The organism is Clostridium sp. YIM B02500 (genome assembly GCF_022324665.1).
In the GTDB taxonomy this organism is placed as follows: Bacteria; Bacillota; Clostridia; order Clostridiales; family Clostridiaceae; genus Clostridium; species Clostridium beijerinckii.
Genome location: NZ_JAKGTE010000003.1, coordinates 175,875 through 188,154 on the forward strand (window position 1 = coordinate 175,875; position 12,280 = coordinate 188,154).

General features: G+C 29.8%; 13 protein-coding genes. 11 read left to right on the plus strand and 2 right to left on the minus strand.

What is annotated here, in order from left to right; all coding sequences use genetic code 11:
* Positions 1-7 precede the first annotated feature (7 nt).
* The 3 genes from larA (at position 8) to L1S46_RS03460 (ending at position 3,711) form a co-directional block, all read left to right on the plus strand.
* Positions 8-1,297, plus strand: coding sequence for a nickel-dependent lactate racemase (gene larA, locus L1S46_RS03450; RefSeq protein WP_238899223.1), 1,290 nt, complete (start codon positions 8-10; stop codon positions 1,295-1,297).
* 477 nt (positions 1,298-1,774) lie between these two features.
* Positions 1,775-3,067 carry a C40 family peptidase gene (locus tag L1S46_RS03455; RefSeq protein WP_171788868.1) on the plus strand — a complete coding sequence of 431 codons (1,293 nt, stop codon included), beginning with the start codon at positions 1,775-1,777 and terminating at the stop codon, positions 3,065-3,067.
* A gap of 275 nt (positions 3,068-3,342) precedes the next feature.
* The gene (locus L1S46_RS03460; RefSeq protein WP_238899224.1) at positions 3,343-3,711 is read left to right on the plus strand and encodes a DUF2809 domain-containing protein; all 369 of its coding nucleotides are present in this window, start codon (positions 3,343-3,345) and stop codon (positions 3,709-3,711) included.
* Between the two features lie 79 nt (positions 3,712-3,790).
* Here the strand turns inward: L1S46_RS03460 and L1S46_RS03465 are convergent, their stop codons facing one another.
* Positions 3,791-5,791: a KUP/HAK/KT family potassium transporter gene (locus L1S46_RS03465; RefSeq protein ID WP_038457273.1), complete on the minus strand. Its 2,001-nt coding sequence runs from the start codon at positions 5,789-5,791 to the stop codon at positions 3,791-3,793.
* A gap of 412 nt (positions 5,792-6,203) precedes the next feature.
* On the opposite strand from L1S46_RS03465, the gene L1S46_RS03470 reads away from it, so the two are divergent.
* The 4 genes from L1S46_RS03470 to amrS all read left to right on the plus strand — a co-directional run bounded on the left by L1S46_RS03470 (position 6,204) and on the right by amrS (position 9,191).
* A complete protein-coding gene (locus L1S46_RS03470; protein WP_171788706.1) occupies positions 6,204-6,344 on the plus strand; it encodes a hypothetical protein in 141 nt (46 codons plus the stop codon).
* Between the two features lie 176 nt (positions 6,345-6,520).
* Complete coding sequence (locus tag L1S46_RS03475) at positions 6,521-6,676, plus strand: hypothetical protein (protein WP_170816419.1); 156 nt, start codon at positions 6,521-6,523, stop codon at positions 6,674-6,676.
* Between the two features lie 21 nt (positions 6,677-6,697).
* On the plus strand, positions 6,698-8,104 hold the full coding sequence (amrA, locus tag L1S46_RS03480) for an AmmeMemoRadiSam system protein A (protein ID WP_238899225.1): 1,407 nt from the start codon (positions 6,698-6,700) through the stop codon (positions 8,102-8,104).
* Between the two features lie 100 nt (positions 8,105-8,204).
* Positions 8,205-9,191, plus strand: coding sequence for an AmmeMemoRadiSam system radical SAM enzyme (gene amrS, locus L1S46_RS03485; RefSeq protein ID WP_238899226.1), 987 nt, complete (start codon positions 8,205-8,207; stop codon positions 9,189-9,191).
* 72 nt (positions 9,192-9,263) lie between these two features.
* Here amrS and L1S46_RS03490 read toward each other — a convergent pair whose 3' ends face one another.
* The gene (locus L1S46_RS03490) at positions 9,264-9,965 is read right to left on the minus strand and encodes a hypothetical protein (protein ID WP_238899227.1); all 702 of its coding nucleotides are present in this window, start codon (positions 9,963-9,965) and stop codon (positions 9,264-9,266) included.
* Between the two features lie 202 nt (positions 9,966-10,167).
* Here L1S46_RS03490 and L1S46_RS03495 point away from each other — a divergent pair, with 202 nt between their 5' ends.
* The 4 genes from L1S46_RS03495 (at position 10,168) to L1S46_RS03510 (ending at position 12,185) form a co-directional block, all read left to right on the plus strand.
* Positions 10,168-10,608 carry a YiiD C-terminal domain-containing protein gene (locus L1S46_RS03495; protein WP_077830324.1) on the plus strand — a complete coding sequence of 147 codons (441 nt, stop codon included), beginning with the start codon at positions 10,168-10,170 and terminating at the stop codon, positions 10,606-10,608.
* 54 nt (positions 10,609-10,662) lie between these two features.
* Positions 10,663-11,070, plus strand: coding sequence for a VOC family protein (locus L1S46_RS03500; RefSeq protein WP_017210010.1), 408 nt, complete (start codon positions 10,663-10,665; stop codon positions 11,068-11,070).
* 92 nt (positions 11,071-11,162) lie between these two features.
* A complete protein-coding gene (locus L1S46_RS03505) occupies positions 11,163-11,558 on the plus strand; it encodes a carbonic anhydrase (protein ID WP_017210011.1) in 396 nt (131 codons plus the stop codon).
* 255 nt (positions 11,559-11,813) lie between these two features.
* Positions 11,814-12,185 carry a four-helix bundle copper-binding protein gene (locus tag L1S46_RS03510; RefSeq protein WP_011968587.1) on the plus strand — a complete coding sequence of 124 codons (372 nt, stop codon included), beginning with the start codon at positions 11,814-11,816 and terminating at the stop codon, positions 12,183-12,185.
* Positions 12,186-12,280: the final 95 nt, after the last annotated feature.

Consider the following 12,280-nt stretch of genomic DNA (forward strand, 5'->3'; position numbering starts at 1 on the left):
GCTATAAATGAAAGAAATTAATATGAAATATGGAAGAGATAAAATGAGGGCTTTTATTGAAGAAAAAAATCTTTTGGAGATAATTGAAAGCAACGATTTTAAGAAGAGTAAGACAGAAGATGAAATTATAGCTGAGGCATTGTATAATCCTATTGACAGCGAAAGACTTAAAGATATTGTACATGAAGGAGAAAAAGTTTGTATAATAATTTCAGATATTACAAGAAGTTGGCAAAAGCCATATAAATTTTTATATAAAATCGTAGAGGAACTAAATGAAGGCGGAGTTAAAGACGAAGATATTATATTTTTATCTGCTCAGGGGACTCATAGAAAACAGACAAGAGAAGAACATGAAATACTTCTTGGAGAAAAGCTATCAAAAAGATTTGAAGTTTACGATCATGATTGCTTCGATGAAGAAAATATGACATATCTAGGGGATACAAGCTATGGCACTCCTGTTATGTTAAATAAAAAAGCTGTTGAATGTGATCATATAGTTATTACAGGAGCTATAGTTTATCATTTTCTTGTAGGCTGGTCAGGAGGGAAAAAATCTATACTTCCTGGTATTGCATCATTTAAAACAATATCAGCAAACCATTCACTTTCCTTGAATAATGGATTTGGAAGCGGGACAAGAGAGAGTGTGTGCTCAGGCAATATTATAGAAAATCCAGTACATGATGATATGATGCAAGCAGCTGCAATGGTAAAACCAACATTTATGTTTAATGTAGTCATGGGACCTGATGGAAATATAGCGGGGGCGTTTGCTGGAGACTATATAACAGCTCATGAGGCAGGAAGAAAATTGGTGGATAGTATTGATGGTGTCAATATAAGAAGTAAATCAGATATAGTTATTGCAAGTGCGGGAGGGGCACCAAAAGACATAAATCTTTATCAATCAATAAAAACTTTGATAAATGCAAAAGAAGCAGTTGTAGAAGGAGGTACCATTATAGTACTTGCTGAGTGCAGTGAGGGAATTGGAGAAATTAAAGATATTAATGATATGATATTAAATTTTGACAATATGCTTGATAGAGAAAGAGACCTCAGAGAGAATTATACTATCTCAAAATATGTAGGGTACTTCTTCTGTGAAACAGGGGAAAAGTATAGGTTAATTTTGGTTTCAGAAATTGATCCTGATTTGCTAAAGAATACAAAAATTATTGTTGTTAGAACGTTAGAGGAGGCACTTAAAATTTCTTATAATAATCAAAATAAAAATCCTACGATTAATCTTATGCCCCATGGAGCGACTACGCTTCCCAAATTAGTTTAAAATAGTATTGGTCATAAATTGTGAAGTATTTTAATGAAAGCACAACTGTTCTTTATATGGAAGTTAGTGCTTTTTTTCTTTTATGAGACTAAAATCTAATGAATATAAATACTTTGTTAACTAGGAAAACATAAAGGTGAAAAATCAAAATAATATTAATGGAGTAGTTTTTTGAGTAATAAATTTAATAGTGAAATTATAGAAAAAGTAGTGGCGAATCAAAAAATATTCTTATCGTAAAAGTCTGCATTCTCATATAAAATATGCTAACGTATATAAAAATATTTATAAACTTTAACTTAAGTAAATGTGAATATTTTACCAAATTTTTAAGGAGAATAGAAGAATAGAGAAGAAAAACTAATTTAATGTATTATCACAGCATATATGAGGTTTGTTGACGGTTGCTAAAAGTGCTATAATTATGTATAACAGGGGATGACAAAGGGGGAAAGGGTTGTAACAACCGACGGTATTATGAAAAATAAGGTTTTAGCACTTATATTAGCAACAGTAATCACTACAAGTAGTTCCATAGCTGCTTTTGCAGCACCTGATAATGCACAGTTGGATGCTTCTAGACAGAAATATGCGGAAATAGAAAATAACATAAAAGATATTGAAAATAAAATTTATGATTTAGATACTCAGATGGAGCCATTACAAGCAACTGTGGATAAAAATAAAATAGAGATAGATAATATTAATAAAATTACTGAGAAGACAAAAAAGGATATTGAGCAATACAAAAAAGACATCAATGATTTAGATCTAGCTTTAGGACAAAGAGTTAAAGTTATGTATGCATCAGGAGATTTGGAATTTAATTATTTAAATTTTGTCGTTAACTCGGATTCAACAACTGAATTTTTTTCGAGATTGCAGGCTGTTAGTAAGATTGTAGGGAAAGACAAGTCTTACATAGAAGATATCAATAACAAGAAAAATGAATTAAATGCTAAAATAAAGTCATTAGACGATAAAAAAGCTGAAATTAGCAAGCTTAACAAAGAAACACAAGATAATTTAAATCAGTTATCACAAAAAAAGAAAGAAGAAGAACAATTAGCTAATCAGGCTAAGGCAGAAAAAAGTAAATTTGATGAACAGTATTTATCACAACTTGAAAGAGACGCTGTAAAGTATCAGTTTGATGTAATTGATAGTTCAAATAGTTCATCAACAGAGATTCAAGGCGCAGTTAACCAGTTAATTAGTATTAGGGATAGTCAAATTAAGAGCCCAATTGTTACTAAGGAAATCAATGATAAAATAGAAAAAGGAAAGACAGCCGCGGCTAAAAAGAAGCAAGAGGAAGATAGGATTGCTGCAGAAAGTGTAAAGCAATCAGTAGTAGCTTCAAATGTACAATCAAGTGTCCAATCAAAGAGTAGTCAGAAATCAAGTTCATCTGTAGCTGCGCCATCTGGAGGTAGTGCACAAGCAGTTCTTAATGAGGCATATAAGCATTTAGGAGCATCTTATGTATGGGGAGCAACAGGACCAAGTACATTTGATTGTTCAGGATTTACAGAATATGTTTATGAGCATGCTACAGGGATAGATATTTCAAGAACAACTTATACACAGATTGATGTTGGACGACCTGTTAGTGAGGATCAACTTCAACCTGGAGATTTAGTATTCCCTCATGCTGGACATGTTGGAATATATGTTGGAAATGGACAAATGATTCATGCACCACAAACAGGTGATGTTGTTAAGGTTGGTCCAGTATATAACTTTTACGCAGCAAGAAGAATACTTTAAAGAAGCTTTTATAGGGGATTAGAGTATAATATAAGACATAAATCAATTTAGAATATATGATAAGGATAGAAACTTGGTGATTCTATCCTTATTGTTTTTTATTCTCTAGGAACTGTTCATGAAGGCAAAGCCTTAACAAATTATAATGAAAATATTGGGGAGCACAATACTGAACTTGACCACAGTAGTCTAGGATTGGTTTATGCTGATATAAATTATTTTAATGGATACGTAAAAAATTATATATTTAAGCCAGATTAATGGGAGGGATTCATATGAGAGTAAATTACAAATATTTATACATTTTCATAGCCTTATTTTTAATAGAAGTATATATTGGAGCTTTTATACATGATAATATAATTAGACCTTTTATTGGAGATGTATTAGTTGTATGCTTAATTTATTTTTTTATAGGAGTGTTTACTAAGAAGGTTTCGCCAATATATGTTTTCATATTTGCTTGCTTAATTGAGATAGGACAGTATTTTAATTTGGTTTCTCTTTTGCACATGGAAGATTTTAAAATAGCAAAAATAATTCTTGGATCAACTTTTGATTTTTGCGATATCATTTCATATTTAATAGGAACAATTCTTATATTTATATATAAAGCTATAGAAAAAAGAAATTGCAGAAATTAACTAAAGATTGAAAGGAAAAATATAACTGTCCACCAAATTGTGGACAGTTATATTTAAATAAAAAGTTAATTCAGTAATGTTATTTTGGAGTTCGTTTTAAAGTTGCATGATTATATTTTCCTATGAATAAAGGTACTTTTTCAACATCAACATCACTATTTTCAAGGCCAAACCACTTTGTTGGTGAAACAGTATATCTTTTTATGAATAGTTTTGCTTTAAGTATTAATTCTTCCCAGAAATTCAAATCTGTTTCATATGAAAGCTGTTCTTGAATTAGAAGGAAACGAAAATCTCCGACTTTTCTGTCTGGCATAGTTGTATAGTTTCTAGATTGAATCTTTATTTCACCATTTTCAACTAACTCAGTTGAAATTTGTCGTAGAAAGACATTCAATTTTTGTTCTACTCTAAATCCAAGTCTTATTTGAACCCTTACAATATATAATGTTCCTAAAGTATCTACTGAATATTCTGCTACATAAGGCTCATCAGTAACAGCAATATTAACAAACCAATAAACATCTGCTTTTTTAGGTCTTTTGTCTAAAATAGAATACATTATTTTTCTTTCGATTTGTTCAGGATCATGGCTGCTAGTTAAACATACAAGGTTAGTTGTATACTTAGGACGGTCACTATCTTGGCGTAATTGATTAAGTTGGGTTTTATAATTTTCAATTGGGACATGTTCTAATAAACGCATCTTGATATAATAGCCTTTAATCCAAATATACATAACGCTTAAGATTGCAAGAGCAATTAAAGCAGCAATAAATCCTCCGTGAGTAAATTTAATGATATTTGCAATGAAGAAAGAAAACTCAAATGCACTAAAGAAAACAAGGATTAATACAGCAGCAATGAGCGGTGTTTTTTTCTTCAATAAGTAATTAAATAAAAGAATAGTAGTCATTAACATAGTAACAGTAATCGATAATCCGTAAGCTGCTTCCATTCTTGCAGAGTTTCCAAAGTATAGAACAATTCCGATACAGACAATCCATAAAAATTTATTGATGGAAGGTATGTAAAGTTGTCCTTTAGTGCTAGATGGATACATAATATGTAATCTTGGAAATAAATTAAGCTTAATTGCTTCAGAAACAAGGGTAAAAGAACCTGAAATTAGCGCTTGTGAAGCAATAATTGCCGCTAAAGTTGAAATTATTATACCAAAAATTAAAAAAGAAGGTGGAATCAATTGGAAAAATGGATTTAAACCTTCCATATTTGTAAAAGTGGGATTATGTCTAGCTGATAATAACCAGGCTCCTTGGCCAAAGTAGTTCAATAGTAAACATATCTTAACAAATGGCCAAGAACCATAAATATTATATTTACCAACATGCCCAAGATCTGAGTAAAGAGCTTCGGCACCTGTTGTTGCTAAAAATATGCTACCAAGTATAAAGAAACCTGCTTTATTTTCACTGCTAAAAAGAGTGTTAATTGCATAATATGGAGATAGGGCACGCAATAATGTCCAATTGTGGGAAATACCGATAATTCCCCATATAGCTAATACAGAGAACCAGACAAACATTATTGGACCAAACATTTTTCCAATCAAATCAGTCCCAAAGTGCTGAATGAAGAAAAGAGCACTTAATATTATTATTACAATCGTAACAATATCAACTTGACTTCCTAAAACAGCACTAAAACTTGGAATTAAATCTAATCCTTCAATTGCTGAAGTTACAGTTACAGCAGGAGTTAGCGTTCCGTCAGCCAGCAATGCTGATCCACCAATCATTGCTGGAATGATAAGCCATTTTGCACGATTTCTAACCAAGGTAAATAGTGAAAAGATTCCACCCTCACCATTATTATCTGCATTTAAAGTTATAAGGACATATTTTATTGTTGTTAAAATTGTAATTGTCCAAAAAATTAGAGATAATGATCCAAGAATAAAGTTTTCAGATATATTCTTCAAGCCACCATTACCTTCAATAATTGATTTCATTACATAAAGTGGTGAAGTTCCAATATCTCCGTAAACTACACCTAGTGCTATAAGTATTCCTCCAGCACTCAGTTTTGCAACATCTCCATGTTTCGTAGTTGATTTCAAATTAATCATCCTTTACATCAAATATAGTTATATATAATTCCTAAAATTAAAAAAATGAAATTTAAATACTTGTCTAATTTACTTTTAATATGTAAAGTAGGTAAATTAATAATTATTTTAAGAATAATTATTATAATAACATTGTTAAAAAATATTAGTCAAACCATTAAAAATTAGATAATACAGTGAATAGTGCCAAATCCATAGGATTTTAGCCCTTATATGAGGATTTAGACTAATATTGATAAGAAGCTAATAATAAGTTGTTCGCTTATGAGTTTATTATGCTGCAAGCATAATAAATATATTTATAGAAATAATAAAAACGAAATAATTTGTTACAGAAATTTATATCTATAAAAATAATTTACCCAATTTTTAAAAATAAATCAGAGTTCGGGGAGATAAATTTATGAAGAATAAGCCTTATGATAAAAGAAACAGTATTAGTAGTTTAGGAAGTGATTTGACTACAGCAATTCAGAATTTCCACTATTCTGGGGAAGAAATTAAAAAAATTAGTAATAAAAAGGATAATAAAATTGAGAGATAAGTGATTTTCTTTGAAACTGTTTTGGTTAAAAACTTATATATATTGCAAAAATAATAATTCATTATAATTCTAAAAATATTGAAAGGATTTTAGCCGTAATTGTGAATTGTGAATTGCAACATATATATTTAGAGAAAATTAGCTTAAATAATTCTTTAGAAAGGAGAATTTAACTAATGAGTAGAAATAGTGAAGGCAATAAATTTAAGAATATTATGAGTGTTGGAAATTTCACTAAACATGCAGTAGAAAATTTCGAAGAAAATATAGTAAATCAAAGAAACTATTTAGAAAAGGTTAAGGAAAATGAAAAATCTAGAGAAAAAGAATAGTTCTAATTACGAGGTGAGAACATGGAAAATATACTAGGTTATTATTTAATGCCACATCCACCAATAATTATACCAGACATAGGTAAAGGTGAAGAAAAGAAAATACAGGAAACAAACTTAGCATGTAATAAAATAGGGAGAGAAGTAGCAGATATTAAACCAGATACGATAATAATTATAACACCTCATGCCACAATGTTTTCTGATGCAATAGCCATATCAGATGAGGAAAAAATTTCGGGAGATTTAAGTCAATTTAGATGTACAAACATAAAGATGGATATTCCTATAGATAAGGAGTTTAATATTAAACTTGGCACCGCATGTCATGTAGAGGGAATTCCGTCAGTCCTTGTAGATTCAGAATTATTACGTAGATATAATGTTAATTATGAATTAGATCATGGAAGTATAGTACCACTATATTTCATTAATAAATATTATAACGATTATAAATTGGTTCATATTACTTATTCAATGATAGGGGATATCAATTTGTATAAATTTGGTATGGAGATGAAAAATGTAGCAGAAAAATTAAATAGGAGAGCTGTTATTATAGCAAGTGGAGATCTTTCGCATAAACTTAAAGAGGAAGGACCATATTCATATTCACCATATGGAGAATTATTTGACAAAGCTCTTTTGGGCAAACTTGAAAAAGGAGATGTTTTAGGCGCTTTTAATATGAATAAAACTATGATTAGTGAGGCTGGACAATGTGGGTTAAATTCAGTTTATATACTTCTTGGAGCAATGGAAGGCAAAGAAATAAAAGGAGAGCTTTTATCATATGAAGGAACTTTTGGAGTGGGATATGGAGTAATGAAACTTAGCAGGCAGCAGAAAGATAGGAACTATTTAGACGAGCTAACAAAATATAAAGAAGAAAAATTGAAGGTAAAGCTAAATGAGAGTAATGCCTATGTAAAACTTGCAAGGGAAAATTTAAATCATTATTTTTCTCACAGAAAAAGTATAGAAGATATTTCTAATTTGCCAAAAGAACTCTTAAATGAAAGACACGGTGTTTTTGTATCTTTAAAGAAGTTTGGTAATCTCAGGGGATGTATAGGAACAATTGCACCAACAACGGGTTCTGTGGGTGAAGAAATAATAAGAAATTCTATAGAAGCAGCTATGAGTGATCCAAGATTTCCAGAAGTTTCAGAAGATGAAATGGATGATATTGATATATCTGTAGATGTTCTCATGGATTCGGAACCATGTAATAAGGAAGATTTAGATCCTAAAAAATATGGAGTCATTGTTTCTTTAGGAATGAGACGAGGGTTATTGCTTCCGGATCTTGAAGGTGTGAATACTGTAGATGAACAATTACAAATTGCATGTGATAAGGCAAATATAGATTTTGACGAGGATTATAAGATAGAAAGATTTGAAGTTGTAAGATATAAGGAAGGATAGACAATAAATCTATTTAAAGTTAAAGATTTTAATAGTATAGTTTTAAAAATCAAAGATATTTATGAATAACTTATGCTTTATTTAAAGAAGGTGATAAAGAGTGGAAAAAAAAATACCGTTTTATGAGGAAGTTAAGGCTAAAGTGATATGTAGGATATGTCCGCATAATTGTTTAATAGATGAAGATAAGTTTGGAATTTGTGGAGTTAGAACGTTGAAATCTAAAGTCCCTATTGCCATAAATTATGGAGAAGTAACTTCAATGGGAGTTGATCCCATTGAGAAGAAACCCTTATATCATTTCAAACCATCAAAAGATATTTTATCAATTGGAAGCTTTGGGTGTAATATGACTTGTAGCTTTTGCCAAAATTATGAGATATCCCAGGGAAAGCCACAAACCCAATATATAAGCGTTGAAAAACTAATAGGCATTATCCCTACCATAGAAAATAATATTGGTATTGCATTTACTTATAATGAACCTTTCATGTGGTATGAATATATGTATGATGCTGCAAAGGGCATAAAAGAGAATAATACTGATACGAGTGTTGTGGTTGTTACTAATGGCTATATTAATGAAGAGCCGCTTAAGAAGCTCCTTCCTTATGTAGATGCTATGAATATAGACTTAAAAGGATATACAAATAGATATTATAATAATATTTGTGGTGCAAAACTTGAGCCTGTTCTAGAAACTATAAAAAGGTGCAGTGAATACTGTCATGTGGAAATTACCACTTTGCTTGTCAGTGAAGAAAACGATTCTTTAGAAGAAGCAAGGCAAATAGCTGAATTTGTAGCTAGTGTTGATGAAAATATACCTCTTCATTTAAGCAGATATTTTCCAAGATATAAGATGGAGAATAAGGCTACCAAAATAGAAAAGATAACTGAAGCTCAAAATGAAGCAAAGAAATACTTGAAACATGTATATGTAGGAAATGTTCAAGGAGTGGATAATAATACTTATTGTGATAATTGCAATGAACTTCTTATTGAGAGGAATGGTTATTCAACTAATGTATTTATAAAAGACAATAAGTGCCAAAAATGTGGTGAGGAAATAAACATAATATTGTAAAATAAGATTTAAACTTTAAATTAATGATTATAGAAATCGTAGCAGGAGAATTTAAAGCTCCTGCTTTAATTATTATCTGCTAGTAACTGTAAATGGATTGAATTTGATGGCACCATTATATTGATAAGGATAAAATTGCTTTAAGTGAGAAAGGTAATTTATCCATTGAGAAGTTAATGCCCTATAAACTCTGCAAATATCCCCTTTTATGTGAGTAGAGTCATCTTTTGTCAGTGTTTTATATTGTAAAAATACTATTTCATCTCTTAAATGCATTAGAGACATAAGTAAATCGGCAAAGGTTTCATGCTCTAATATATTCTCATTACTTATAAGGTTAGATAAAATATCTCTACTTTCGAGAACTAGTTTTTCAAGCCTAGGATAATTAATTTTTTCAAAGGCTATTATGTGTTCATAAGATTTTAGTTTATTATTAGAAGTTTTTAAGTCTGTAAAATCTAGATTTAAATATTGTATATTCGCATCACCAGCTACTATTATTTCCAATAGAGTAAAACCAATATCACTAAAAAATAATCCGACTAGCATATTTAATTTACTTAAGCGTTCGAGTTTAGTACGTCTTTCTACAAGTTTATCAAATACTAGGGTTACGACTAATATATTTATAGGGATAAAACAGAGACTCATAAAAGAGTAATAAATCGTGTTTTCCAATTGACCAAATACTAAATAGTGAATAAAAAACATTATGAATGATAATAAAATTAAAATAAATGAAACTAATAAATAATGTGTAATATTTCTCATAATTGCTCCTTTAATATTAGAATTTATATAGATAACAATAGCATGTCTGACAAGTTAAGACAATTATATTTAAATATTAGAATAATAATCATTTGATTCTAATATTATGTCATATATTGGATTTGAATTGAGTTATATGATAAAATTTATAAATATTATATTTTGTCTACAATACATGTAGATGAACATCGGAGGTAAGATAATGAGTGAGAATGAGTTTGAGCAGTTTTTACATACCAATATACCAATTACAGAAGCTATGGGCATAAGTGTTACAGAGTTTACTAAGTCGAGAGTTATACTTGCTGCTAAATTAAAACCTAATATAAATGATAAATTAACAGCGTTTGGAGGAAGTATAAATACTTTGATGACAATATGCGGATGGTCTATGGTTTTTGTAAATATTAAAGAAATTGATCCAAAGGCTCAGATAGTAATTAAAAAAAGTAATATAAATTATAGAGCTCCTATACGTGAAGATTTTACTGCAGAATGTGAAATTTTGGGAGATGAAACAAGAAGAGAATTTCTCGAAACATACACGAAACATAACAAGAGTAGATTAGATCTTAAGGTTGTTATTAAAAATAAGGAAACTGTTTTTGCAGAGTACGAGGGGCAATATGTTATATTTAAATAGAATAATTAGGGCTAAATTTACAAGTATAAATAGATTTATTATGGAGGATAAATAATGGGAATAAAAGCTATGCACCATGTGTGCATTCAAACCAATAGTTACAAAGAATCACTTGAATTCTATAAAAATATTCTTGGGTTTGAGATTGTGGAAGAGACAAAGAATTTCCATACTAGAGATTATAATACATGGTTAAAACTAGGAACGTTCATGATTGAGTTACAAACCAGCAAGAAGGGAGAAGATCTTTCTAAGTGGAATAAGTTAAGCGAAGGAATAGTTCATATGTGCTTTTTAGTGGATAATGTTCAGGAAGAATTTAATAGGATTAAAAGTTTAGGTTATAACAATTTTAGGGTTAAAAATAATGAAGTAATATATAAAGTTGAGGATAGTTTCTTATTTAAAATGAAGGCTCCTGAGGGTACAGAAATTGAATTTAGAGATAAAAATGAAATATAGATTTCATTTATCATCTTTATTTGAAGAGATTGATAGCAAACGCTAACTTATATTCATATCTTACCTAAGAATAATAGTTTTAGGTGGTATGAATGAAAAAAAGCTTTGGGACAGTTTTAAATTGTATTGACGGAAGGACTCAGATTCCAGTAATAAATTGGATAAAAGAAAATTTTAATGTGGAGTATGTGGATTTAATAACTGAGCCTGGCATGGACAAGATAGTGTCAGAAGGGAATCCGTTTTATTCAAGTAGATTAAAAGATAAGATTAATATTTCAGTTAAGGCTCATAAATCCAAAATAATTGGATTGGTAGGTCATTATGACTGTGCTGCGAATCCAGTGGATGCTGAGGTGCATTATAAGCAAATAGAAGAAGCCACAAATTTGATTAAAAATTGGAATTTTTCGGTTGATACAATAGTTGGTTTATGGGTAGATGAGTTTTGGGAAGTACATGTCGTTAGCTTGTATAAAAGAATTTAAATATAGAACATATATAAATTAGGAGCAGATGTTACTTAATCTGCTCCTGTTTTTGATGCATAAATATATTCAGTACAAAGATATTTAAAATATAATAAGTATAAACTAAAAAGTGTATACAAAAAATTATCAATATATTAATGTATCCTTTTTGAATTTTATAGGCGACTTAAGCAGAAATTACAAAGTATATTTTTAGTGCGTTAGAAGAAAATATATTTTGTTATCAATAAAATAATAAAGGAGGAAACAAAAATGGAAGCAACTATGACCAGACATTCAAATTCATTAATATCGGAAGGAAACCCAATGCAATATTGCATTGATGCTTGCAGTAAATGTGTGCAAATATGTGAGGAATGCTTAAATTTATGTTTACAACATAGTGATGCTAGAGATAGGATGTATTGTATTAAATCACTTCAAGATTGTGCTGAAATTTGCTCTACAACAGCTTGTTTTATTTCAAGAGGAAGTGGTCATATAAGAGAAATAGCTACTGTATGTGCTGCCGTATGTGAAAGCTGTGCAAAAGAATGCGGAAGATTTAATGATGAACATTGTCAAACTTGTGCTGATGTATGTAGTCAATGTGCTAGTGAATGTAGACACGTATTGAATATGTAAGGCATTGTTTGATTTAAGTTACTTCTTGTTTTAAACATAAAAGTTTGGAAAGTATTAAAAATCGCTATTTTAAAGTTGAATAGCGATTTTTAATG

Coding starts and splice junctions, on each gene's coding strand:
- larA (WP_238899223.1), top strand. CDS start 8: ATGAAAGAAATTAATATGAAATATGGAAGAGATAAAATGAGGGCTTTT.
- L1S46_RS03455 (WP_171788868.1), top strand. CDS start 1,775: ATGAAAAATAAGGTTTTAGCACTTATATTAGCAACAGTAATCACTACA.
- L1S46_RS03460 (WP_238899224.1), top strand. CDS start 3,343: ATGAGAGTAAATTACAAATATTTATACATTTTCATAGCCTTATTTTTA.
- L1S46_RS03470 (WP_171788706.1), top strand. CDS start 6,204: ATGAAGAATAAGCCTTATGATAAAAGAAACAGTATTAGTAGTTTAGGA.
- L1S46_RS03475 (WP_170816419.1), top strand. CDS start 6,521: ATGAGTAGAAATAGTGAAGGCAATAAATTTAAGAATATTATGAGTGTT.
- amrA (WP_238899225.1), top strand. CDS start 6,698: ATGGAAAATATACTAGGTTATTATTTAATGCCACATCCACCAATAATT.
- L1S46_RS03490 (WP_238899227.1), bottom strand. CDS start 9,965: ATGAGAAATATTACACATTATTTATTAGTTTCATTTATTTTAATTTTA.
- L1S46_RS03495 (WP_077830324.1), top strand. CDS start 10,168: ATGAGTGAGAATGAGTTTGAGCAGTTTTTACATACCAATATACCAATT.
- L1S46_RS03500 (WP_017210010.1), top strand. CDS start 10,663: ATGGGAATAAAAGCTATGCACCATGTGTGCATTCAAACCAATAGTTAC.
- L1S46_RS03505 (WP_017210011.1), top strand. CDS start 11,163: ATGAAAAAAAGCTTTGGGACAGTTTTAAATTGTATTGACGGAAGGACT.
- L1S46_RS03510 (WP_011968587.1), top strand. CDS start 11,814: ATGGAAGCAACTATGACCAGACATTCAAATTCATTAATATCGGAAGGA.